This window comes from Solwaraspora sp. WMMA2065 (genome assembly GCF_030345075.1).
In the GTDB taxonomy this organism is placed as follows: Bacteria; Actinomycetota; Actinomycetes; order Mycobacteriales; family Micromonosporaceae; genus Micromonospora_E.
The window spans coordinates 3387823-3409336 of record NZ_CP128361.1 but is presented as its reverse complement, the minus strand read 5'-3'; the positions used below and the strand labels follow the sequence as shown (position 1 = coordinate 3409336).

Sequence of the window (21514 nt, the reverse complement as noted above, 5' to 3'; positions counted from 1 at the left end):
TTTACATTGCGATGCGAGCATACGTTATCCGGGCTCTACGTGCAGGGTGTATCCGGGTCCGGGGGTGTGACAGGCCTTGCTAGAATGACAATCATTACTGTCAAGCGTCAGGAAGGCTGGTTCGCACGGATGAAGCCTGATATCCACCCTAAATACGATTATGTGGTTTTCCGGGACCGGAGCGCGGATTTCGCGTTCTTGACCCGATCGACTGCGACCAGCCAGAAGACGATCGAGTGGACCGACGGCCAGACGTACCCGGTGGTCGACGTGGAGATCTCCGCGGCCAGCCACCCGTTCTGGACGGGTCGGCAGCGACTGCTGGACAGTGCCGGTCGAGTGGAGAAGTTCCGTGCCAAGTACGCCCGGAAGAAGCGCCCGGAGGGCGACGCCGCGGCCGGCTAGCGTACGCAGCCGCCCCCGCTCTGCCCCGTGCGATCGTGGCCGGGGTTAGCCGAGCCGGTCGCCGGGTAGCCGGCAGGTGCCGGTAGGCCGCGATCGTGGCGGCAGCGGCCGGCAAGGAGGCGTGATGGCTGGCATCGGTGCCCGCATCTGGGTGGTGGCCGGGGGGCGGATCCCGCCGGTCAGCAACGGCGACGAGCCGGAGTTCACCAGCTTCGACCAGCTCTGCCTGCTCAACGCCGGTGACGTCGACGCCGAGGTCGAGCTGACCGTGTACTACGACGATCAGGAGCCGGCGGGGCCGTACCGCTGGATGGTGTGGGCGCGCCGGATCCGGCACGCCCGGCTCAACGACCTCGTCGACCCGGAGCCGATCCGGCTGGGCCGACCGTTCGGCTGCGTACTGACCTCGTCGGAGCCGGTGGTGGTGCAGTTCCAGCGGCAGGACACCCGGCTGCCGGGGGTGGTGGCGTTGACCGACGCGACCCCGTACGCCGGGTGAGGGCAGGCCCACCCGGACCTGCCCGTACCCGGACCTGCCCGCACCCGGTCCGCCGCCCTGGCGCGCCCGGTCTACTTGCCCAGGAAGGCGAGCAGCGCGGTGTTGACCTCCGCCCCGTGGGTCCAGAGCAGGCCGTGCGGTGCTCCGTCGATCTCGACGTACTCGGCCTTTGGTAACCGCTTGTGGAACTCGCGGGCGGTGGCGTCGATCGGCAGGATCCGGTCGGCGGTGCCGTGCAGGATCAGTGCCGGCACGTCGATCCGGTCGATGTCGGCCCGGAAGTCGGTGAGCCAGGTCGGCACGACCGCGCTGGAGGCGAACCACCCGGCGCCGGCCGCGACGTTCCAGCTGTTGCGCAGTGCCTCCTCGGAGAGTCGGCCGCCGAGCGTCTCGTCGGTGTTGTAGAAGTCGCGGTAGAAGTCGCTGAAGTAGGCGTACCGGTCGGCGGTGACGGCGGCGAGGATGCCGTCGAAGATCTCCTGCGGCACGCCGGCCGGGTTGTCGTCGGTGGCCAGCAGGAACGGTTCCAGCGAGGCCAGGAACGCGGCCTTGGCGACCCGGGCGGAGCCGTACCGACTCAGGTAGCGGCCGACCTCGCCGGTGCCCATGCTGAAGCCGACCAGTACGACGTCGGTGAGGTCCAGGGTTTCCAGCAGGGTGTTCAGGTCGGCGGCGAAGGTGTCGTAGTCGTACCCGACGGTGGGCTGGCTGGATTGCCCGAAGCCACGCCGGTCGTAGGTGATGACCCGGTAGCCGGCGGCGAGCAGTGCCGCGCTCTGCTTCTCCCAGGAGTGTCCGTCCAGCGGGTAGCCGTGGATGAGCACCACCGGCTGCCCTTGGCCGTGGTCCTCGTAGTAGAGGTCGATGTTGGTGCTGTTCTCCTGGCCGACGGTGAGGTAAGGCATGACGACCTCCGGTCGCTCGTTGTGAGAACGGTCGTTCTCGCTCGCTGTGTCCTACAGTAGAAAACGATCGTTCTCTCCGCCAGTCGGCAATCGACGATTCGCCGGTGACCCTCGTCACCGGCGACAACGGCCAACCGGGTGGCGGCTCGACCTGAAGGAGAAGACATGCCGGCGTTGACCGACGACGAGGTGCGGCACAAGGTGCTCGACGCCGCCGACCAGCTCTTCTACGCCCGGGGCGTGCAGGCCGTCGGCATGGACGCACTGCGCGCCGAGGCAGGAGTCCCGCTCAAGCGGCTCTACCAGGTCTTCGGGTCGAAGGAAGCCGTGGTCGAGCAGGTGCTGACCCGCCGGCAGCGGATGTGGAACGACCTCGTGGACGCCGCCGTGGCCAGCGGCGGCACACCACGCGACAAGCTGCTCGCCATCTACGACGGGCTCGCCCAGTGGGCCACGGCCGACGACTTCCGTGGCTGCCTGTTCATCAACACCTTCGGTGAGCTGGGCGGGACCACGCCAGGCGTCGCCGAGTTCGTCCGGGGGCAGAAGGCGGAGTTTCAGCAGCGGGTGGCGACACTGGTAGCCGAAGCCGGCGGATCCGCGACCCTTGCTGCCCAACTCGCGATTCTCGCCGAGGGAGTACAGACCACCACCGCGATCGCCGGCGACAACGCCGCCGCCGCTCACGCGCGCGCCGCCGCCGAGGTTCTCATCGGCAGCGCCCTCTCGGCAGCGCCCGCACAGCGACCGCCGACCGGTGAACCGGACCCGACCGCCGGCGGCTGAACCTTCGTCAGCCGCCGGCGGCTGACGGTCAGCTGTACGGGTGCAGGAACTGGTGCGGGCGCAGCGCCTTCGCGGTGATCCGCACGTCACCGATCCAGCCGTAGAAGCCCTGCCCGTACTGCAGGTCGAACGAGGTCGCGCCGATCACGAACGGCAGGCCGAGGGTGGCGATGCCGGTCGAGGGCTGGGTGGGGTTGCGGGCGATCGTCGACCCATCGACGTAGACGACGGTCTGCTCGGAGTCGTTGACCACGGCGAGGTGCATCCACCGGCCGGGCGGCAGGGCGTGGCTCCACGACGTCGGGTCGGCGTCCTGCACGTCGGCGTAGACAACGTACTGCAGGAAGCGCTCGGGGGAGATGTTCAGGCTGCAGGTGCACTCCAGCGGGGACCAGCCGGTGGTCTTGCCGGCGTCGCCGCTGCGCCCCTCCCAGCTCAGGATTCCCATCCAGGCGTGGTCGCCCGGGTACGGGTCGGGCAGCTTCACGAACGCCTCGATGGTGTAGCCGTCACGGAACTTCATACCGTTGATCGGCGCGTCCGGGCCGGCTCGCAGGATGGCACCCCGGTCCGGTCCCTTGCCGCCGTCGAAGCGCAGGCTGGCGTGCGCCGGTTGGCCACTGTGGTGTTCGTCGGAGAAGGTCAACGTCTCGGCGGTGCCGGCGCCGATCCGGCCCACGGTCAGGTCGTTGCCGTTGCCGCTGAGGTCGCGGACCACGGTGCCGTCGAGCACCGGGTTGCCGGTGACCGGGCTACCGGTGCCGGCACCGAAGCCGGCCGAGTCGAACCGCCAGTAGCCGACGGTGGTGTGCCGCAGCACCGCGACCGGCGGCCGGGGCGCGGCCGGCGGCACCGGCGCGAACCCGTCGAACCGGGCCGCGAAGTCGACCTCGACGCTGAACCGGTCGACCGGGCCGGTCAGCTCGACCGTCTCGGCCTGCAGCGGCGTCCGCTTGGCCGGATCCCGGGTGAGGAACCAGGGCGCGAAGGTCTCCACGTCGATGACGTTGCGGACCAGATCGAAATGGTAGAGCCGGATCATGCCGGCCCCGCCGTAGTACCGGTCCTGGTAGTTGACGATGTGCACGTGTACGTCGTGGCCGGCCGCGTTGGTGAGCGTGGTCCGCCCGGGCGGCCAGTAGTGGCCGTTGAGGGTGAGGAAGATCTGGTCGTTGTCCCGAATCAACCGGTCCCACAGCCGCTGCCCGTGGCCGGACAGCTTGGCCGCACCGGCGTCGTCGGCCCAGGCCAGGTCGTGGGTGGTGAGGATCACCGGCAGCGTACGGTGTCCGTCGACGACGCCCTGCGCCCAGGCCAGACCCTGGTCCGAGGCCCTCGGGGCGTCGCGGCTGGTGAGTACGCAGGGATCGTCAGTCACCCGAGCAACGTCGCGCCCGGTGGTGAGCGCCGGGCGTCAGCTGGCTGAACGACGGTCTGCGACCAACGGAAGATCAACTCGGTGGGGCAGGTGGCCGGTCCACCCGGGCGGCGGTGCCGGATGCCGGTGCCGCGCCGATGCCGGCGAGCGTGTTGTCCACCACGGCGGCGACGTGCTCCGCTGCCCGGGTACGCCACTGCCGCTCCGGCAGTCGCCGGTGTTCCAGGAAGAACAGCGACAGCGTCGAGGTGACCAGGTGCGCCGCGACGGTGGTCGAGGCATCAGGGCGTACCGAACCGGCCCGCACCGCCCGGTCGAGCCACCCGGCCAGACCGGCCCGCATGTCGCCGACCACGTCCCAGAACACATTCGACAGGTCGCTGTCGAGTTGGCTCTCCCCGGCCAGTACGGCGATCAGGTCGGCGTGTTCGCGCAGGTGGGCGAGGAGCGCCCGGCAGTAGGCGGCCAGCGCGAACCGGGGGTCGTCCGGGTCGAGCGGGTCGAGGACGTCGCCGATCGCGAGCCGGTAGCCGCCGTACTCGGAGACCACGTCCTTGAGCAGGTCGAGTTTGGTGGGGAAGTAGTGGAACAGCAGTCCCTCGGCGACGCCGGCTTCCTTGGCGAGCTGCTTGGTGGTGGTGGCCGCGAAGCCCTGCCGGGCGAAGACGCGTACCGCGACCTCACGCAGCTGCCGTCGCCGTTGCTCGGCGGCCTGTTGCCGACTGGTTGCCATGGTCCTCCACATCCTCGACCAAACTCGTTGAGTAAGAACTCAATGAGTGTATGCTCAATGAAGCGCCCGGGGCCCGGTAACCGCAGCCAAAGGAGGCTCTATCGTGCACCCGTCCCTGCCCACCCGACCGACCGTGCGTGCGTTCACCAAGCCCGACTGTGTCTTCTGCGCCCGGGCCAAGCGGACGCTCACCGGCGAAGGCATCGACTTCCAGTCGTACGACGTCACCGCCGATGCCCGCACCGCGAACGCCAGCGCCTACTTCTCCGGCGCGTACACCGTCCCGCAGATCTTCCTCGGCGACTACCACGTCGGCAGCGCCGACGACCTGGACCGGCTGGCCGCGACCGGCCGGCTGGCCGCCCTGACCACCGCACCACACCGCGGCGACCTGGACCTCGACGCGTACACCGACGACGAGCTGGCCGACGGTGCGGCCGACCTCGCACTGTCCACAGTCATCCCCACCAGCGACGGCACCCACGACCCCGACCCGCAGACCTGGCCGATCCTGCACATGTACCGGAGGTTCTTCGGCTTCTGGCCCAACACCTTCGCCTACCTGCACCGCTGGCCGGCAGCCTACAAGCTGTTCGTCTACTGCCAGAACGCGGCGGCCGTGCAGGCCGGCGGGCAGCGGCTCGGCCGGGCGGTGATGTCCGAGGTCGCCTACGCGACGTCCCGCGCGCACGGCTGCTCCTACTGCATGACCCACGCCGTCGCCGTACCCGGCGCGACCGGCCCGGCGGAACCGGACAGCGCGACCGGGCCGCACGAAGCCGCCCTGACCGACCTGGCGGCCCGGGCCACCCGCAACGCCGTCACCCCACAGGCGTTGGCGAAGGTCCGGGACACCGTCGACCAGGCCCGCCACGGCGACGGGGACGCCCAGGCCAGGATGGACGCGCTCACCATGGTGGTGGCGTCGTTCGGCTTCCTCAACGTGTTCAACGACCTGGTCGGCCTGGAAATCGAGGGCGACTGGGCGGCGACGGCCAGTGCCCGGGGCGTGACCGCCGGCCGGCACGCGGTCGGCGACACCAACCCGCGCAACCTCGACCACGAGCTGCCGTCCGGCGGGCCGACCCTGCCGCAGCTGATGGCCGGCTACGACGAACTCGTCGGCGACCCGGAGACCTACGCCGAACGCGAGCTGGGTTTCGTCCCGGCCTGGGTGCGGGCCTGGCCGGCCGCGCAGCGCCGCCGGCACTGTCACCTGTACGTCGAACTGATGCGCGACCGGCCGCACTCGCGGATCCCCGCCGACCTCAAACACCTGATGGCCCGGGTGTCGGCCGTCGCCCGGGACCACGGCTACCTGGCCGCCGCCGAGGGCTACCTCGCCTTCACCGCCGCACCGGACCGGTCAAACGCGGTGACCCGGATCGACCGCTGCGTGGCCGCCGCCACCGGCCGTGCCGACGACGGCGGCGTCTTCGACGACCGGGAACGCGCGGCGCTGCGGCTGGCCTGGCTCTCCGCCCAGGTGCCGCTGGTGACCCCCCGGCGGCAGGTGCAGCCGGCCATCAACCACTTCGACGCCGACGAACTGGTCGAGCTCGCCGTGGTCTGCGCGGTCGCGTCGATGCTCCAGCGGTTCGCCGCGCTGACCGGCCCGGCCGTCGAACCGCAGGTACGCGAGTTCCTCGCCCGGCACAATCTGTCGGCCGATCCACTGGTGCTGCGCTACCCGCTGCCGGACGGCGCGGTGTCGGACGGCGCGGTGTCGGACGGCGCGGTGTCGGACGGCGCGGTGTCGGACGGCGCGGTGTCGGACGGCGGGCGGTAGCCACTCACCGCGACACCGCCAGTTCGCCGAACCACCGGCCGGCGTCGCGGAACACCTCCCGGACGGTCAGCCCACCGGCGGCCGCAGCGGCTCGGACCGCGTCGGTGTCCAGCCGTGCCCACCGGAACGCCGGCCCCAGCCGGGGCCGGCCCCCGGCGGCGGTGCTGACCACGTGCGCGTACCCGCGCCACAGCCCGACCCCGGGCGGATCCAGTTCCACCAGCAGGGTGCCCTGTGGATGCAGCAACGACCGGCACCGGCGCAGCAGCGCCACCGGGTCGCCGCCGATGCCGATGTTGCCGTCCAGCAGTACGGCGTGCCGCCACCGGCCTTCGGCGGGCAGCCGGTCGAACAGGTCACTGTGGATCGCCACCCCGCCCCGGGCCCGGGTCAGCGCCACCGCCCGGGCCGACACGTCCACCCCGACGGCGGTCACCCCGGCCCGGGTCAACGCCACCGTGACCCGGCCCGGCCCACAGCCCAGGTCCAGGGTCGGGCCGCAGCACCGGGCCACCACCGCGTCGGCTGTCGGCTCCACCGGCCCGTGCCAGCGCTCCACCGGCAGCTGCCAGCGGACCCCGTCACCCTGCACCAGCCAGTGTCCGCCGGAAGCCGGAGCCAGCAGGGGGGCGGCGAAACCGTGGTCCGCCGCGTACCGGCCGGGCACGCTGGCGGTCACCGTCGTGCCCCAGCCGCAGGCATCGCCACCGTCACCGGTGTCCGGGCCAGGGCCGGTACGCCAACCGCCGCCACCTGTCCGGCGAACCGGCTGCCGGGGACCGCGTCGGCCACCGCCAGCGCGTCCGGCCACTCGTCGACATCGCACAGCACCGGTAGCGGCGCGACCCGCAACCCTCGCGCGCGCAGCGCTGACCAGGTGTCGCGTCCGGTGTGCGAGGTCGACATCGGCACCCGCCGCAGCACCTCGGCGTGCCGGGGATCGGTCAGGCCCAGCGCCCACCAGCCGCCGTCGGCAGCCCGACCGAGCACCGCTGCGGCCCGGGTGAATCTCCCATCGACACCGGTCAGCGCCCTGCTGGCGGCGGTCAGCGCCGCGCCGGTCAGCTGCGGGGTGTCCATCCCGATTTGCAGCACCGGCCGGCCCGGGTAGGCCGCCGCCACGTCGGCGTGCGCGTTGGCCAGCCGGTCGGCGAAACCGTCCCCGCGCTGTGGCAGCACCCGCCAGCCGGCGGTCGCCACGGTCAACTCCTCGGCGGCACCCGGGTACGCGTCAGCGTCGGTCAGCCGGCCCGCCAGCGCCAGCACCGGCGTCACCGCACCGGCCGCGCCGGTCGCACGGACCGCGTCCATCGTGTCCAGCAGCGCGGCGGTGGCGATCCGGGCGGCCTGCGCGGGAGTGGCCGGTGGGCAGAGCCGGGTCTTCACCAGCCCGGCCACCGGTGCCTTCGCCATCACCAGCAGGACGGTCAACGGGCACCGTCCACGGTGCGCAACACCCGACCGAAGTCGCGGGTCGCCCGGAGCGTGCCGCGTACCGAGCCGGACACCTTCGACCGGGTGCCGGCCGCCCGGGGTGCGTACGTCACGTCCAGCTCGACGATGCGCCACCCGGCACCGGCGGCCCGGATCATCAGCTCCAACGGGTAGCCGAAGGCCCGGTCGGTGACCCCGAGCGACAGCAGTGCCTCGCGGCGGGCCACCCGGATCGGGCTCAGGTCCCGCAGCGGTACGCCGCGCTGCCGTAGCAGCGCCGCAACCAGCGCCGTACCGGCCCGGGCATGCCAGGGCCAGACCCGCGCCGACACCGGTCGGCGGCGTCCCACGGTCAGTTCGGCGTGCCCGTCGGCCACCGGACGCACCAGCGCCGGCAGCTCCGCCGGGTCGAACGACCCGTCCGCGTCGAGCACGCAGACCAGCTCGGTCTCGGCGGCCAGCAGACCGGTGTGCACGGCCGCCCCGTACCCGCGTCGGGGCTCGTGCACCACTCGGGCGCCGTGCTCGACGGCCACCTGCGGGGACCCGTCCCGGGACCCGTTGTCCACCACCAGCGCCCGGTAGCGGGGCGGCAGCGCGGCGAGTACGCCCGGTAGGGCGGCTGCCTCGTCGAGGCAGGGCAGCACCACGTCGATCGGTGTCGGCATACCGCCGACGCTAGGACGAACCGCCCCCGACCGGGTGGCGTTCCGCGCTTACGGAAGTCTTACGGGCGGCAATTCTTACCGGAGGGTTACGGTCCGGCCGTTGCCCGGTCCGGATGCCGGTGCAGGCCGTACCGTCCGGTGGTCATGACACCAGAATCCGCCACCCGGCGGTCCGGTCGCGCCGACCTGATCGTGCTCGGGGTCGAGTTGGCGCTGATCGCCGCCGCCGTCGTCGTCGGTGTGGTGCTCAACCGGCGAGGCGTCGGACTCTATGCCGAGACCGCACCGCTGTACGCGTTCTGGCGTCCGCACGTCGGCTGGGGCACGCCGCTCGCCGTCGTGGTCGCCGTCGCGGTCGTCGGCTGGGGGGTACGGTGGGCGCGCACCGCCAACTGGGGGCGGCTGCTCGGCGTCGGGTACCTCGCCGCGGTGGCCTGGATACTGTCGCTGGCCCTGATCGACGGCTGGACCGCCGGGGTCACCGAACGCCTCACCAACCAGGCCGAGTACCTGCACGAGGTGCACCGGATCACCAGTATCCCGGTGATGCTGGCCGGGTTCAGCGACCGGATCATCGACTTCCAGCCCGGCTCCTGGTCCACGCACACCGCCGGCCACCCGCCGGGGGCGCTGCTGGTCTTCGTCTGGCTGGACCGGATCGGCCTCGGCGGTGGCACCGCGGCCGGCCTGGCCTGCATCCTGATCGGCGCGACCATGGTGGTCAGCGTGCCGGCGGCGCTGCGTCGGCTCGGCGCGGAGGACGCCGCCCGCACCGTCCTGCCGTTCCTGGTGCTGCTGCCCGGCGCGGTGTGGATCGGCTCGTCCGGCGACGCGGTGTTCACCGGGGTGGTCGCCGCCGGGCTGGCCCTGCTGGCCGCCCGCCACCCGGCGGCGCTGCTCACCGGCGGCCTGCTGCTCGGCTTCGCGCTCTACCTGTCGTACGGGTTCGTGCTGGTCGGACCGTTGGCGTTGGCGGTGCTGGTGATGCGGCCCGGCCGGTTCCTGCCCGCGCTGCTGATCGCCGGCACCGGGGTGGCCGCAGTCGTGGTGGCGTTCACCGCCGCCGGTTTCTGGTGGTGGGAGGGCTATCAACTGGTCGTCGAGCGGTACTACCAGGGCTGGGCGGCCGAGCGTCCGTACAGCTACTGGGTGTGGGCCAACCTGGCGGCGATGCTGCTCTCCGCTGGCCTGGTCGTCGGGCCGGCGCTGCGGCGCACGATCGGGGCGGCCCGGCAGGCCACGCCGACGGTACCTGCTGCCCCGACCGAGCCGGCCGGCGCGTCGCGCGGGCGACGGCTGCTAGCCGGGTTGCGGGCCGCCGCACGGCCGACGGTCGTGCTGCCGCTGACGGCGGCCGTCGCGATCCTCGCCGCCGACCTGTCCGGGCTGAGTAAGGCCGAGGTGGAACGGATCTGGCTGCCGTTCGTGGTGTGGCTGCTGGTCGCCACCGCCCACCTGCCGGCCGGCGCACGCCGCTGGTGGCTGGCCGGGCAGGCGGCGACCGCGCTCGCCGTCAACCACTTGCTACTCACCTTCTCCTGACCGGGTCCCGGGCCGGCGCTGGCAGCGCCGGCCCGGGTCTCAGGCCGGCACCGGCAGGGCTGCCGGTTCACCCTGCAGCGCGGCCGGCTCCCGCAGCGGGTCGGTGGCGAACGCGGTCACCCCGTCGGCGAAACCGACCCGGGCGGTGAAGCCGAGCAGTCGCGCCGCCCGGCCCGGGTCGGCCACCACGTGCCGTACGTCCGCCGGCCGGGCACCGCCGACGATCGCCGGCTCCGGCCCGCCCATCGCCGCCGCCAGTTGCCGGGCAAGCTCACCGACCGGGTGCGGCTCACCCGAGCAGACGTTCACCGGCACCATGCCGGCCGGCTGGTCGGCGACCATGGCCAGCAGGTTCGCCCAGGCGACGTCGGTGACGTGCACGAAGTCCCGCTGCTGCCGGCCGTCCTCGAGCACCTGCGGTGCCCGTCCGTCGGCCAACGCCGACCGGAACAGCGACGCCACTCCCGCGTACGGGGTGTCGCGTGGCATCCGGGGGCCGTAGACGTTGTGGTAGCGCAGCGCCCAGCCACCGCCGCCGGTCTGCCGCGCCCACGCCGCCGCCAGATGCTCCTGTGCGAGTTTGCTCGCCGCGTACGTGCTGCGCGGTTCCAGCGGCGCGTTCTCCGGCACCCGCGTCCAGCGGAGTTCACCGGCGCACTGCGGGCAGCGCGGGTCGTACCGGCCGGCGGCCAGGTCGTCGGGGCGGCGCGGCGCCGGCCGGACGACGCCGTGGGCGGCGCAGGTGTAGCGGCCCTCGCCGTACACCACCATCGAGCTGGCCAGCACCAGTCGGGTCACGCCGGCCCGGTGCATCGCGGCCAGCAGTACCGCGGTGCCGTAGTCGTTGTGCCCGGCGTAGGCCGGCGCGTCCGACGGGTCGAGGCCGTGGCCGACCATCGCCGCCTGGTGACAGACCACGTCGACGCCGGGCAACAGCCGGTCCAACAGTTCGCCGTCGCGGACGTCGCCGCGTACCAGGTCGTGCCGGCGGACCCAGTCGGGTGGCTTGTCGCCGTGTGCCTGCGGCAGCAGCGCGTCCAGCGCGACCACCTCGTGTCCCTCGTCGACCAGCAGGTCGGCGACGTGCGATCCGATGAACCCGGCCGCGCCGGTGAGCAGTATCCGCATCCGCTCACGGTATGGCCGGTCGGTGGGTCGCCGGTCCGGTTCCGGCCAGTCGTCAGAATTCCGTAATCGTCGAACCGGGCCCTGACCGGGTCGTCGCGAACTAGCGTCCCGGTACATGGCCGCCACCACCGATCCGGTTCCGGACCCGGGCTCCGGCCCCGCCTCCGCCGGTCCTACCTCCGCCGGCCCGTCCGACGTTGCCCGCCGCTGGCGCAGCCCGCTGCGCGGCCCCTGGCTGACCTCGGTCCTCGGCCTCGTCCTGCTGATCGGCCTGCCGGTGGTGATGATCACCGGGCTGCTCGACTACATCGCCTACGGACCGCAGTTCGGGCAGGCGTTCCCGCGCGACGTCGGCTGGCTGCGGCTGCCGTACTTCGACTGGCCGACCCGCCCGTCCTGGCTGTTCCGGGTCAGCCAGGGCCTGCACGTGGCGTTGGGGATCGCGCTGATCCCGGTGATCCTGGCCAAACTGTGGTCGGTGATTCCGAAACTGTTCGCCTGGCCGCCGGTGCGGTCTGCGGCGCAGGCACTGGAGCGGATCTCCCTGCTGCTGCTGGTCGGCGGGATCCTGTTCCAGACCGTCACCGGTGTGCTCAACGTGCAGTACGCGTACCTGTTCGGGTTCGACTTCTACACCGCGCACTACTTCGGGGCGTGGGTGTTCACCGCCGCGTTCGTCGTTCACGTCGTACTCAAGCTGCCCCGGATGGTCACCGCGTTGCGGTCCCGGCCGCTGCGTGCCGAACTGCGTACCTCGCGGGCCGACACCCGGCCCGAGCCGCCCGACCCGGACGGCCTGGTCGCCCTGCGGCCCGCCCCGGCGACGATCAGCCGCCGGGGAGCGCTCGCCCTGGTCGGCGGCGGATCGCTACTGCTGGCCGTGCTCACCGTCGGGCAGAGCCTGGACGGCCCGTGGCGGCGGCTGGCCCTGCTGCTGCCCCGTGGTCGACCGGCCGGTGACGGACCGAACGGCTTCCCGGTCAACCGCACCGCCGCGGCGGCCGGGATCCGGCCGGCCGACACCGGCGACGGCTGGCGCCTGGAACTGCTCGGCGACGACGGCCGGGTGGTGAGCCTGAGCCGGGAACAGCTGCTCGGCATGCCTTCGCACACCGCCCGGCTGCCGATCGCGTGTGTGGAGGGCTGGTCGACCCTGCAGACCTGGACCGGGGTACGGCTGCGCGACCTGGCCGCCGAGGCCGGGGTGCCCGAGCCGGCGTCGGCCCGGGTCACCTCGATCCAGCGCGGCGGCCTGTTCAACAAGGCGACCCTGCAGGCCAACCAGGTGCTGGACCCGGACTCGCTGCTGGCGCTGCGGGTCAACGGCGTCGACCTCTCCCTCGACCACGGCTTTCCGGCCCGGATCATCGTGCCGGCGCTGCCCGGCGTGCACTGCACCAAATGGGTGGCGACCATCGACTTCAGCGGCGACGGTGACGGCAATGGGTGACCGGAGCAGGCAGCTGGTGGCCGGGCGGCTCCGGGCCGGCTACGGGGCGCCGTGGTGGCACCCGCTGTTGCTGGTGGGTTGCTTCGCGGTCGCCGGCTGGGTGGCGCTGCGGCTGGCCGGCGAGGCGACCGCCGTACGGATGCTGATCTGGTTCGTGGCCGCAGTGATCGTGCACGACCTGGTCATGTTCCCGGTCTACGCGGCCGCCGACCGGGCGCTGCTCACCGCGACCCAGGCGGCCACCGGGAACGGTAGCCGCCCGGCGCGGCTGTCCGTGGTGAACCATGTCCGGGTGCCGGCGCTCGGGTCGGCGCTGCTGTTCATCGTCTACCTGCCCGGCATTCTGCGGCTCGGCGGCGGCACGTTCACCGCCGCGACCGGCCTGACCCAGCAGCCGTACCTGACTCGCTGGCTGCTGGCCAGCGCGGTGATGTTCGCCGTCAGCGGGCTGTGGCTCGCCGTCCGCCTGCACCGCGTCCAGTCGCGGGACCGCCGATGATCCAAAGCGTCGGGTCGAGGTACCCCGACCGGGACGTACCGCCATGGGTCAGGCCTTGGCCTGCATGCTGGACCGGGCGGGATTGGCCTGCTTGGCCGCCTTCGGGTCCTTCTCATCCTGCTTGGCCCGGACTCCGGCGGCCACCCGGTCGCCGATGTTCTTGTCGACGTTGCGCCAGTACTCGAAGGCACGCTGCAGCACCGGTTCGCTCACCCCGTTGAGCAGGTGCCCGACGATGTTGTCGACCAGCCGGTCGCGGGCCGCGTCGTCCAACACCCGGCGGACCATGGTGCCGGCCTGCCCCCAGTCGTCGTCCTCGGCGTGCGACGAGTATGCCGCCCGGACCATCTCGCCGTCGGCGTACCAGATGCCGCCGTCGTCGGTGAGATCCGGCTGCGCCTGCGGTCCACCGTACGAGTTCGGCGCATACACCGGGTCGGTGACGTTGTGTACGCGCATCGCGCCGTCCTTGGAGTAGCTGTGTGTCGGCACCTTCGGCGAGTTGACCGGGATCTGCCGGTAGTTGACGCCGAGCCGGGCGCGGTGCGCGTCGGCGTAGCTGAACCCGCGGGCCAGCAGCATCTTGTCCGGGGACAGCCCGGTGCCGGGCACCACGTTGTTCGGCTCGAACGCCGCCTGCTCCATCTCGGTGTGGTAGTCGGTGACGTTGCGGTTCAGGGTCAGGCGGCCCACCTCGTGCAGCGGGTAGTCGCCGTGCGGCCATACCTTGGTCAGGTCGAACGGGTTGAACCGGTACGTCCTGGCCTGCTCGAACGGCATCACCTGCACGTACAGCGTCCAGGACGGGAACTGTCCGGCGGCGATGTGCTCGAACAGGTCCCGCTGGTGGTAGTCGGTGTCGGCCGACGCCATCTGGTCCGCCTCGTCCTGGGTGAAGAACTCGATGCCCTGGTCGGTCTTGAAGTGGTATTTGATCCAGAACTTCTCGCCCCGCGCGTTGATCCACATGTACGTGTGGCTGCCGTACCCGTTCATGTGCCGCCAGGTACGCGGAATGCCCCGGTCGCCCATCAACCAGGTGACCTGGTGCGCGGATTCCGGCGACAGGGTCCAGAAGTCCCACTGCATGTCGTGGTCGCGCAGGTTGTTGTCGGCCCGGCGTTTCTGCGACCGGATGAAATGCTGGAACTTCATCGGGTCCTTGATGAAGAAGATTGGCGTGTTGTTGCCGACGATGTCGAGGTTGCCGTCGCTGGTGTACAGCTTCACGGCGAAGCCGCGCGGGTCACGCCAGGTGTCCGGGCTGCCCCGTTCCCCGGCGACGGTGGAGAACCGGACGATCGCCTCGGTCTCGGTGCCGGGCTGGAAGACCGCCGCCCGGGTGTACGCGCTGACGTCGCCGGTCACCTGGAACACGCCGAACGCGCCGCCGCCCTTGGCGTGCGGCTGCCGCTCCGGGATCCGCTCCCGGTTGAAGTTCGCCATCTGCTCGATCAGGTAGTGGTCCTGCAGCAGCAGCGGGCCGTTCGGGCCGACGGTGAGCGAGTGTTCGTCGCTGGCGACCGGCACCCCGGCGTCGGTGGTGGTCGGTGGGCGTTGTCGCTGGTCGGTCACGAGTTCTCCTCGGGTCGGCTGAAATCTGCGCTACTGGCACTCATACCCAGCCAACGACGATCCCAGCCCTGCGTGCTCGGCCGGTGGGCCCGACACTGGATCCCCGATCAGGCGACGCGGGCGGCCGTGATCAGGCGACGCGGGCGGCCGCGCCGGCCGGCGCGGCCGGCACCCGGTCGGGGTGCAGCACGGCGGCGATGGTTTCGACCCCGTCGATCAGCCGCGGTCCGGGCCGGACGACGAGGGAGTCCCCGTCGAGCGCCCACACCGGTACGCCCGGCATCCGGTCCGTCACCACTCGGGCCTGCTGGGCGGCGCCGTCGAGATGGAAGCCACACGGTGCCACCAGCACCACGTCCGGGTCGGCGGCGGCGAAGGCGTCCCAGGTGGTCTGCGTCGAGCGGGCACCGGGACGGGCGGCAACCGGGTTGCCTCCGGCGGCCGACACCAGGTCGGGCACCCAGTGGCCGGCGGTGAACGGCGGGTCGACCCACTCCACCACCGCCACCCGGGGCGCGGCGGCGCCGGCGACTGCGGCGGCCACCGCCGCGAGCCGGCGGCGCAGGCCGGCGACCAGCACGCCGGCCCGATCCGGTACGCCGGTACGTTCACCCACCGCGACGAAGGTGTCGAGCACCTCGTCGAGGGTGTACGGGTCGAGCGACAGCACGTCGGCGCGGCAGCCGAGGTAGTCGAGGGCGTTGGACACCTGGCCGGACGGCAGCGCGCACACCCGGCACAGGTCCTGGGTGAGGATCAGATCCGATGCCAGGCCGGCCAGCGCGTCAGCGTGCAGCGTGTACAGGTCGTCCCCGGCAGCCATCCGGCCCTTGACGTAGCTGTCGATCTCCGCCGGGGTCATGCCCCGGGTGTCGCGGCCACCGACCACGATGGCTTTGTCCCGGCGGGCGGTCGGCGGCTCGTCGCACTCGAAGGTCACCCCGACGAGATCGTCGTCCAGCCCGAGCGCGTAGACGATCTCCGTCGCCGACGGCAGCAACGACATCAGGCGCATCAGGTCATTGTGCGGGCTGGCAAGCTGTCCGACCAGCGGCGAGCGTCGCGACGTGAGTAATGTTCAATCGATTCCGGGCCGGGTCCAGAAGCCCTGACCGAGGGAGGTGTCATCCGTGCCGACAACAGCCGAGATGTCCGTACGTGGTCGCCGTGGCGTCGCCTTCGCCACGCTGGGCCTGCGCGCGGCAGTGTCCGTCACCGCCGCCGTTGCTGCCGTCCTGCTGCCGGCGTCGCAGGCTGTGGCGCACAACGCGCTGGTGAGTTCGCAGCCCGGGCAGAACACCCGGGTGACGCAGGCGCCGGAAGAAATCGAGCTGGTGTTCACCGAGCGGCTCAACGGCGAGTTCACCACCATCGTGGTCAGCGACGCCGGTGGTGCGCAGGTGCCGGTGGAGGGCCCGGTGGTGGATCAGCAGCGGGCTGTGGCGCGGCCGGTGCAGCCGTTGCCGGACGGCGTCTACACGGTGGCGTACCGGGTGGTGTCGGCGGACGGCCACCCGGTGCAGGGGTCGTTCCGGTTCGCGGTGAACGCGCCGCTGACCGCCGCGTCCGGTGCGGCGACGGCGAGCGCCGCCGCGACCGGGAGCGCGGCAGCGGAACCCGGGCAGGCGCAGCCGGAGGAGCCGTCGGGTGGCGTCGGGCGGTGGCCGTACCTGGTCGGCGGGGTGGCGCTCGTGATCGTCGGGGCGGCCGTGGCGGCGTTCTTCGCCGCGCGTCGCCGACGGGTGACCTAGGTCACTTCCGGAACCGGTGTGGATCACGGCCCGACTACTCGGATACCACTCGTGAGGAGAACGCGCATGTCAACAGCGGTCCAGGCTGGTTCGGTACGGAAGCGGGCACGGCGGCTCGCGGCGCTGTCCGGCTTCGCCGGTGTCGTGCTCGCCTTCGCCGGCTGCGGTGGCGACGGGGCGTCGACAACCGCCGAGCCGACGCCGTCGGACAGCCCGGCGGTGACCCAGACCGCCGGGCTCGTCATCGAGGATCCGTGGGTGAAAGCCGCCGACGAGGGCATGACGGCCGCCTTCGGGGTGCTGGTCAACGACACCGACGCCGACATCACCGTCACTGCGGTCGAGACCGCGATCTCCCCGATCGAGCTGCACGAGATGGCGATGCAGGACGGCGCGATGGTGATGCGGGAGAAGGGCGGTGGGATCACCGTACCGGCCGGCGGCAGCCACACCCTCGAACCCGGCGGCGACCACATCATGCTGATGGACATCGCCGAAGCGGTTCAGCCCGGTGACGAGATCACCTTCACGATGACGTTCGCCGACGGCGGGACGTACGAGTTCAGCGCGGTGGCGAAGCCCTTCGCCGGGGCCGAGGAGAGCTACGACCCGGACTCGGAAATGGACATGGACATGGACATGGACATGGACAACGGCTGAGCGCATGCCTGCTGAGGAACACGTTGCCCGGCCGGCGGTGAACCGCCGCCTGCTGTTCACCGGCGGCGCCGCCGCGCTCGGCGGAGCGTTGGCCAGCGGTGCGGCGGTCGCCGCGGCAGCAACCGGCAACCGGCAACCGGCCGACCCCGGCCCGGCCGCCGCCGAGCCGCTACCGGTCGATTTCGGTACGGAGACGGTGCCGTTCCACGGGGCGCGGCAGGCCGGGGTGGCGACCGCGCCACAGGCGTACGCCTCGTTCGTCGCGTTCACCTTGAACACGGGAACGGGCCGGCCGGCACTGGGCCGGCTGTTGCGGCTGCTCACCGACGATGCGGCCCGGCTGACCCAGGGCGTGGCGCCGTTGGCCGACACCGAGCCGGAATTGGCGGTGCTGCCGGCCCGGTTGACTGTGACGTTCGGGTTCGGCCCCGGGCTGTACGCGGTGGCCGGGGTGCCGGACCGCCGGCCGGATTCGGTGGCCGACCTGCCGGCGTTTGCGATCGACCGGCTGGAACCCGGCTGGTCCGGCGGTGACCTACTGCTGCAGATCTGCGCCGACGATCCGCTCACGGTGGCCCACGCGCAACGGATGCTGATCAAGGATGCCCGGCCGTTCGCCCGGGTGCGTTGGGTGCAGCAGGGCTTCCGCCGGGGGCGGGGGGTCGAACATGAGGCGCACACCCAGCGCAACATCATGGGCCAGATCGACGGTACGGCGAACCCGACCCCTGACACGCCCGCGTTCGACACGGCGGTCTGGGCCGCTGACGGTCCGGACTGGCTGCGCGACAGCACCACCTGTGTGGTGCGCCGGATCCGCACCGAGATGGAAACCTGGGACAAGCTGGGCCGGGTCGACAAGGAGCTGGTGATCGGGCGGCGGCTGGACAGCGGGGCACCGCTGACCGGTGAGGAGGAGACCGACGAACCGGACTTCTCCGCGGTCAACGAAGTCGGGCTGCCGATCATGCCGGACTTCTCGCACGTCACCCGGGCGCACATCACCGACGACCGGTACAAGATCCTGCGGCGGCCGTACAACTACGACGGGGTGCCGGGCCCCGACGGTACGCCGGACAGCGGGTTGATCTTCGCCGCGTACCAGGCGGACGTCACCGCCCAGTTCCTGCCGATCCAGCAGCGGCTTGCCGACCACGACCTGCTCAACGAGTGGGTGACCCCGATCGGGTCGGCGGTGTTCGCGATTCCGCCCGGCTGCGGGCCCGGCGGCTGGATCGGCGAGAGTCTGCTGGCCTGACAGGGTCGGCGGCACGTCAGACGCCGGTGTGCCGGACCGCGGGGGAGCGGTCCGGCACACCGATCGGGGGAGGGGAAGGTCAGATCATCCAGCGGTTGCGCTGCACGAAGGGCAGCTTCGCCCAGAGTCGGCCGAGACCCCAGGTGTGGCCGGCGTAGGCGGCGGCGAGGGCGACCAAGACGACCGCGTAGACGATGTGGTAGTCGACCAGCGGGTTGGTGGCGTGGGCGGGTTCCCCGCTGGCGGTGACGCGGTCGAGCGGGAACTCGGCGAGCCACATGAACACCATCATGAGGGCACCGGACGCGGCGGCGACCCGCAGCCCGATACCGGCGATCAGCGCGATGCCGATGGCGCCGAGGCCGGTCATGAACAGGGTGTCGGCCCACCAGGTGCCGGCGATCGAGTGGAAGAACGACTGCAGCGGGCCGACCTCGACCGAGGAGAGGAAGCCCTTGGTCGGCGAGCCGCCGTTGACCCAGGCCCGCTCGGCCGGGGTGGCGAAGCCGAAGCCGAAGGTCTTGTCGAGGAACGCCCAGAGGAAGACGAACCCGGTGGAGATCCGCAGCACGGCCATGGCCCGGGCGGCGGTGGTGGTCAGCATCGCGCCGGGGAGTTCGGCGCGCTCGAGGGGCCGTTCGATCGACCGGTGGCTGGTGTGCTGGGTGGTGGTCATCGTCGCCTCCGCGACTCGTATCTCGCTGTGACGAGATCAGCTTCCCGCGTTGGCGGGTCCCGCCGCCTGAGGCGGAACACCCGTGGTGGCCGGGACCTTGGTCCCGACCACCACGGGACGTCCGTCGGCGCCGCCAGCGCTCCGTTCGGTGTGGTCAGAGTCCGGCTGCGGCGTCGTACCGGCGGCGCAGATCGGCCATCTCCGGCTCGGCCAGAGCCTCCTTCATCGCCAGCTCCGCGTACTTCGGTGGGAACATCTGCCGCAGCCGGTCGACGAACATGACCTCGGCGGTGGCCTCGACCACCTGGATACCGGGTGGCTCGGTGGACAGGTCCATGATCACCGGACCGGCGAGCTTCGGAGCGACGTCCCAGGGGCGGTCGGGTCCGGCGACCCCGCAGAGGTGGAAGCCGTAGACGGTCCGTACGTCGGCGAGTGTGTCGACGTCGGTCGGCTCGTGGCCGTAGACGTGGACCCCGCAGATCACCGCCGGTGCCCGTCCGTCGCCGTCGGCCGCCTGCACGATGTGATCGGCGTGGTTGTGCTGCCCCGGGTCCGCCTGTTCAAGCGTGGCGCGCATCCGGGTCATGATCTGTCCGCGCAGATCCGCCGGTGCCAGGTCGGGGTCGGCCGAGTCGGCCAGTACGACCACGCTGAACGAACTCGCCAGCAGGATCACCGCCACCCAGGCGAAGCGGTTTCGGTACCACCTGGCGAATCTCTCCCGGGGAACCATGGCTACTTCTCACCTCGTCGCCGAATCCGATGCCTTGGCAGACCAGAGTGGATGTTGCTGACGGACAGCCTGTCGGGCGGTGCGGCACGGGTGTCTGCCAGGTGCCGCGCTGCCGACGCTGCGATGCTCCCGGCTGGCCGTTCTCAGCGCGGTTGCCCCCACGCTGCGGCGATGTGAGTCAATTCAGCACGAGTGGACAGATTCGGCAACATCGATGCTGGTGTGGTTGTAGGGGATACCCAAGAGGTGCGTGGTGTTCGAGGAGTATCCACGTGATGCTCCGTGCACGAGGGGCGGCGAACCGGGTGTGTACCGGGTTCTGGGGTTGGAGGTCGTCCGAGGTCGCATCACCGAAGGAGGCTCATCGTGAGATTGACCCGCTCAGTCAAGGTGGCGCTCGCAGTGGCAACCGGCTTGGCGCTGACCTTGGCGATAAGTCCATCGACCGCGTCGGCGGCCGTCGGCACGGGATCGGCGGCACCTGCCGCCGGTACCTCGCAGGCGACCTGGCATCTGTCCGACTATGAGCAGCGTGTCTGCCTTCCGGCTGGCGAATCCAATTTCACGTACTTCGTTGGATTCGTCGCTGGCTCGTGGTCATCGCCTCTGCACGTCGACATGCACGGTCTACCCGAGGGTACGGACTACGGCCTGCCGCATCCGATCGCGCCTGGACGCCGATCCGCCCCGGCGGCGGATCGGCTTTCCCTGCCCTGCTCCGCAGGAGTTCCGTTTCCTCCCGGCCGCAACGCCGGAGTATCCACGGAAGGAATCCGATGACGTCAATGATCCGGCTGACGCCCCACGCCCAGGCCATCAGCAGCCCGGTGCTGCTGGACGAGCCGTAGATGCTGTAGAAGGCACCCTGCTTGTTGCTGCGTCCGGTGCCTTCCTGGCCGACGGAGAACGGGTCGAAGCTGATCACGGCGGCACCGGCGGACCGGATGGTGGCGGTGTCCGCGCCGAAACCGCCGTAGACGATGACGGCCGGGTGGGGTCCGGATCCGCTGGGCAGTTGGACGCTGGCCGAGAAGCTGGAGCTGCGGCCGTTGTGCGAGACGTTCACCGTGATGTTGGAACTGGTCATGGTGCCGGTGACGGTGGCCGGCTTCGCTGGCTTGTCACCGTAGACGTACCGTTCGGCCTGTTCCCGGATCTCGGCCCGCCGGCATACCCACTCGGCCTTGGTGGTGATCCGCGAACCGTCGATTTTTAGGACCGGATCTGGAAGTCGGGAGCTGGGCTGAAGGAACCTGGATTGGGTACGAGGCAGTCGGCGCCCTCATCCTCGACATTCGAGGCGAAGGCGAGGGCACCGTCGGCGGCGTCGGCGGCGCGGGTTCCCGCCAGTACTGTCATGGCTCCAGCGACCGCGAGGGCTGCTGTGGAGAGCATGACGACCGCCGAACGGATCTTCGAGCGGCCCGAGCTGATGATCACCAGGGCTCTCCCTTCCGGCTAGGTGACGGCTGCGACATCAATCGAAGTTCGCGGATGTCGCGGCGATAAGTTTCGAACAATCTAACGAAACAGATCAATGGGCGGCGGGGGTGCTGGCCGGTCGGACCACAGGAAGCAGGGCGCCTCCCGGGCAGTCCAACAATGTCCTGCCTGGGAGGCGCCCCTTGGTCGCCGCTCCGTC

At 71.3% G+C, this 21514-nt stretch carries 23 protein-coding genes and 1 pseudogene; 11 read left to right on the top strand and 13 right to left on the bottom strand.

Annotated elements, in window-relative coordinates; genetic code table 11:
- Positions 1-129 precede the first annotated feature (129 nt).
- A complete protein-coding gene (locus O7610_RS15340) occupies positions 130-405 on the top strand; it encodes a type B 50S ribosomal protein L31 (RefSeq protein WP_281555691.1) in 276 nt (91 codons plus the stop codon).
- Between the two features lie 124 nt (positions 406-529).
- Positions 530-904: a sensory rhodopsin transducer gene (locus O7610_RS15335; RefSeq protein ID WP_281551419.1), complete on the top strand. Its 375-nt coding sequence runs from the start codon at positions 530-532 to the stop codon at positions 902-904.
- 71 nt (positions 905-975) lie between these two features.
- On the opposite strand, the gene O7610_RS15330 is transcribed toward O7610_RS15335, so the two are convergent.
- On the bottom strand, positions 976-1809 hold the full coding sequence (locus tag O7610_RS15330) for an alpha/beta fold hydrolase (protein ID WP_281551418.1): 834 nt from the start codon (positions 1807-1809) through the stop codon (positions 976-978).
- A 165-nt stretch (positions 1810-1974) separates the two neighbouring features.
- On the opposite strand from O7610_RS15330, the gene O7610_RS15325 reads away from it, so the two are divergent.
- Entirely contained in the window at positions 1975-2595 is a 621-nt protein-coding gene (locus O7610_RS15325; RefSeq protein WP_281551417.1) for a TetR/AcrR family transcriptional regulator, read from the top strand.
- 28 nt (positions 2596-2623) lie between these two features.
- Here O7610_RS15325 and O7610_RS15320 read toward each other — a convergent pair whose 3' ends face one another.
- Entirely contained in the window at positions 2624-3973 is a 1350-nt protein-coding gene (locus tag O7610_RS15320; protein WP_281551416.1) for a LamG-like jellyroll fold domain-containing protein, read from the bottom strand.
- A gap of 73 nt (positions 3974-4046) precedes the next feature.
- Positions 4047-4706 carry a TetR/AcrR family transcriptional regulator gene (locus O7610_RS15315; RefSeq protein ID WP_281551415.1) on the bottom strand — a complete coding sequence of 220 codons (660 nt, stop codon included), beginning with the start codon at positions 4704-4706 and terminating at the stop codon, positions 4047-4049.
- A 103-nt stretch (positions 4707-4809) separates the two neighbouring features.
- Between O7610_RS15315 and O7610_RS15310 the strand changes: the two genes are divergently transcribed.
- A complete protein-coding gene (locus O7610_RS15310) occupies positions 4810-6495 on the top strand; it encodes a glutaredoxin domain-containing protein (RefSeq protein ID WP_289211221.1) in 1686 nt (561 codons plus the stop codon).
- Positions 6496-6499: 4 nt separating this feature from the next.
- On the opposite strand, the gene O7610_RS15305 is transcribed toward O7610_RS15310, so the two are convergent.
- From O7610_RS15305 to O7610_RS15295, 3 genes are read right to left on the bottom strand one after another with little or no spacing between them, the layout of a single operon-like run.
- Complete coding sequence (locus O7610_RS15305) at positions 6500-7174, bottom strand: class I SAM-dependent methyltransferase (RefSeq protein ID WP_281551413.1); 675 nt, start codon at positions 7172-7174, stop codon at positions 6500-6502.
- On the bottom strand, positions 7171-7926 hold the full coding sequence (locus O7610_RS15300; protein ID WP_281551412.1) for a TIGR04282 family arsenosugar biosynthesis glycosyltransferase: 756 nt from the start codon (positions 7924-7926) through the stop codon (positions 7171-7173). The genes O7610_RS15305 and O7610_RS15300 overlap by 4 nt, the downstream gene beginning before the upstream one ends.
- Entirely contained in the window at positions 7923-8597 is a 675-nt protein-coding gene (locus O7610_RS15295; protein WP_289211220.1) for a glycosyltransferase family 2 protein, read from the bottom strand. Before O7610_RS15295 ends, O7610_RS15300 begins: the two co-directional genes overlap by 4 nt.
- A gap of 144 nt (positions 8598-8741) precedes the next feature.
- Here O7610_RS15295 and O7610_RS15290 point away from each other — a divergent pair, with 144 nt between their 5' ends.
- A complete protein-coding gene (locus O7610_RS15290; protein WP_289211219.1) occupies positions 8742-10139 on the top strand; it encodes a hypothetical protein in 1398 nt (465 codons plus the stop codon).
- A 39-nt stretch (positions 10140-10178) separates the two neighbouring features.
- On the opposite strand, the gene O7610_RS15285 is transcribed toward O7610_RS15290, so the two are convergent.
- Positions 10179-11267: an NAD-dependent epimerase/dehydratase family protein gene (locus O7610_RS15285; RefSeq protein WP_281551409.1), complete on the bottom strand. Its 1089-nt coding sequence runs from the start codon at positions 11265-11267 to the stop codon at positions 10179-10181.
- A 115-nt stretch (positions 11268-11382) separates the two neighbouring features.
- Between O7610_RS15285 and O7610_RS15280 the strand changes: the two genes are divergently transcribed.
- Together O7610_RS15280 and O7610_RS15275 are read left to right on the top strand one after the other, a co-directional pair.
- Positions 11383-12717: a molybdopterin-dependent oxidoreductase gene (locus O7610_RS15280; protein WP_281551408.1), complete on the top strand. Its 1335-nt coding sequence runs from the start codon at positions 11383-11385 to the stop codon at positions 12715-12717.
- Positions 12710-13216 carry a hypothetical protein gene (locus tag O7610_RS15275; protein WP_281551407.1) on the top strand — a complete coding sequence of 169 codons (507 nt, stop codon included), beginning with the start codon at positions 12710-12712 and terminating at the stop codon, positions 13214-13216. Before O7610_RS15280 ends, O7610_RS15275 begins: the two co-directional genes overlap by 8 nt.
- 48 nt (positions 13217-13264) lie before the next feature.
- On the opposite strand, the gene O7610_RS15270 is transcribed toward O7610_RS15275, so the two are convergent.
- Both O7610_RS15270 and O7610_RS15265 read right to left on the bottom strand, forming a co-directional pair.
- On the bottom strand, positions 13265-14791 hold the full coding sequence (locus tag O7610_RS15270; protein WP_281551406.1) for a catalase: 1527 nt from the start codon (positions 14789-14791) through the stop codon (positions 13265-13267).
- A 130-nt stretch (positions 14792-14921) separates the two neighbouring features.
- Positions 14922-15806 carry an ABC transporter substrate-binding protein gene (locus O7610_RS15265; RefSeq protein WP_289211218.1) on the bottom strand — a complete coding sequence of 295 codons (885 nt, stop codon included), beginning with the start codon at positions 15804-15806 and terminating at the stop codon, positions 14922-14924.
- Positions 15807-15939: 133 nt separating this feature from the next.
- On the opposite strand from O7610_RS15265, the gene O7610_RS15260 reads away from it, so the two are divergent.
- From O7610_RS15260 to O7610_RS15250, 3 genes are all read left to right on the top strand, one after another.
- On the top strand, positions 15940-16542 hold the full coding sequence (locus O7610_RS15260; RefSeq protein WP_289211217.1) for a copper resistance CopC family protein: 603 nt from the start codon (positions 15940-15942) through the stop codon (positions 16540-16542).
- A 66-nt stretch (positions 16543-16608) separates the two neighbouring features.
- Positions 16609-17202: a copper chaperone PCu(A)C gene (locus tag O7610_RS15255; protein ID WP_289211216.1), complete on the top strand. Its 594-nt coding sequence runs from the start codon at positions 16609-16611 to the stop codon at positions 17200-17202.
- A 4-nt stretch (positions 17203-17206) separates the two neighbouring features.
- The gene (locus tag O7610_RS15250) at positions 17207-18460 is read left to right on the top strand and encodes a Dyp-type peroxidase (protein WP_289211215.1); all 1254 of its coding nucleotides are present in this window, start codon (positions 17207-17209) and stop codon (positions 18458-18460) included.
- A 79-nt stretch (positions 18461-18539) separates the two neighbouring features.
- Here O7610_RS15250 and O7610_RS15245 read toward each other — a convergent pair whose 3' ends face one another.
- A complete protein-coding gene (locus O7610_RS15245) occupies positions 18540-19136 on the bottom strand; it encodes a DoxX family membrane protein (RefSeq protein ID WP_289211214.1) in 597 nt (198 codons plus the stop codon).
- 154 nt (positions 19137-19290) lie between these two features.
- Entirely contained in the window at positions 19291-19872 is a 582-nt protein-coding gene (locus O7610_RS15240; protein WP_281551400.1) for a hypothetical protein, read from the bottom strand.
- A 282-nt stretch (positions 19873-20154) separates the two neighbouring features.
- Between O7610_RS15240 and O7610_RS30675 the strand changes: the two are divergent.
- Positions 20155-20499 (top strand): annotated as a pseudogene (locus O7610_RS30675) (DUF5980 family protein); the annotation flags it as partial.
- On the opposite strand, the gene O7610_RS30880 reads toward O7610_RS30675, so the two are convergent.
- Positions 20435-20959, bottom strand: a complete 525-nt coding sequence (locus O7610_RS30880; protein ID WP_289211213.1) for a glucuronyl esterase domain-containing protein — start codon at positions 20957-20959, stop codon at positions 20435-20437. The pseudogene O7610_RS30675 and the gene O7610_RS30880 overlap by 65 nt on opposite strands.
- Before the next feature lie 125 nt (positions 20960-21084).
- On the bottom strand, positions 21085-21312 hold the full coding sequence (locus tag O7610_RS15230; RefSeq protein ID WP_281551398.1) for a hypothetical protein: 228 nt from the start codon (positions 21310-21312) through the stop codon (positions 21085-21087).
- Positions 21313-21514 lie beyond the last annotated feature (202 nt).

What these genes read in the sequence shown, in the direction of transcription:
- O7610_RS15340 (WP_281555691.1), top strand. Translation starts at nt 130, where the DNA reads ATGAAGCCTGATATCCACCCTAAATACGATTATGTGGTTTTCCGGGAC.
- O7610_RS15335 (WP_281551419.1), top strand. Translation starts at nt 530, where the DNA reads ATGGCTGGCATCGGTGCCCGCATCTGGGTGGTGGCCGGGGGGCGGATC.
- O7610_RS15330 (WP_281551418.1), bottom strand. Translation starts at nt 1,809, where the DNA reads ATGCCTTACCTCACCGTCGGCCAGGAGAACAGCACCAACATCGACCTC.
- O7610_RS15325 (WP_281551417.1), top strand. Translation starts at nt 1,975, where the DNA reads ATGCCGGCGTTGACCGACGACGAGGTGCGGCACAAGGTGCTCGACGCC.
- O7610_RS15315 (WP_281551415.1), bottom strand. Translation starts at nt 4,706, where the DNA reads ATGGCAACCAGTCGGCAACAGGCCGCCGAGCAACGGCGACGGCAGCTG.
- O7610_RS15295 (WP_289211220.1), bottom strand. Translation starts at nt 8,597, where the DNA reads ATGCCGACACCGATCGACGTGGTGCTGCCCTGCCTCGACGAGGCAGCC.
- O7610_RS15290 (WP_289211219.1), top strand. Translation starts at nt 8,742, where the DNA reads ATGACACCAGAATCCGCCACCCGGCGGTCCGGTCGCGCCGACCTGATC.
- O7610_RS15285 (WP_281551409.1), bottom strand. Translation starts at nt 11,267, where the DNA reads ATGCGGATACTGCTCACCGGCGCGGCCGGGTTCATCGGATCGCACGTC.
- O7610_RS15280 (WP_281551408.1), top strand. Translation starts at nt 11,383, where the DNA reads ATGGCCGCCACCACCGATCCGGTTCCGGACCCGGGCTCCGGCCCCGCC.
- O7610_RS15275 (WP_281551407.1), top strand. Translation starts at nt 12,710, where the DNA reads ATGGGTGACCGGAGCAGGCAGCTGGTGGCCGGGCGGCTCCGGGCCGGC.
- O7610_RS15265 (WP_289211218.1), bottom strand. Translation starts at nt 15,806, where the DNA reads ATGCGCCTGATGTCGTTGCTGCCGTCGGCGACGGAGATCGTCTACGCG.
- O7610_RS15260 (WP_289211217.1), top strand. Translation starts at nt 15,940, where the DNA reads ATGTCCGTACGTGGTCGCCGTGGCGTCGCCTTCGCCACGCTGGGCCTG.
- O7610_RS15255 (WP_289211216.1), top strand. Translation starts at nt 16,609, where the DNA reads ATGTCAACAGCGGTCCAGGCTGGTTCGGTACGGAAGCGGGCACGGCGG.
- O7610_RS15250 (WP_289211215.1), top strand. Translation starts at nt 17,207, where the DNA reads ATGCCTGCTGAGGAACACGTTGCCCGGCCGGCGGTGAACCGCCGCCTG.
- O7610_RS15245 (WP_289211214.1), bottom strand. Translation starts at nt 19,136, where the DNA reads ATGACCACCACCCAGCACACCAGCCACCGGTCGATCGAACGGCCCCTC.
- O7610_RS15240 (WP_281551400.1), bottom strand. Translation starts at nt 19,872, where the DNA reads ATGGTTCCCCGGGAGAGATTCGCCAGGTGGTACCGAAACCGCTTCGCC.
- O7610_RS30880 (WP_289211213.1), bottom strand. Translation starts at nt 20,959, where the DNA reads ATGACCAGTTCCAACATCACGGTGAACGTCTCGCACAACGGCCGCAGC.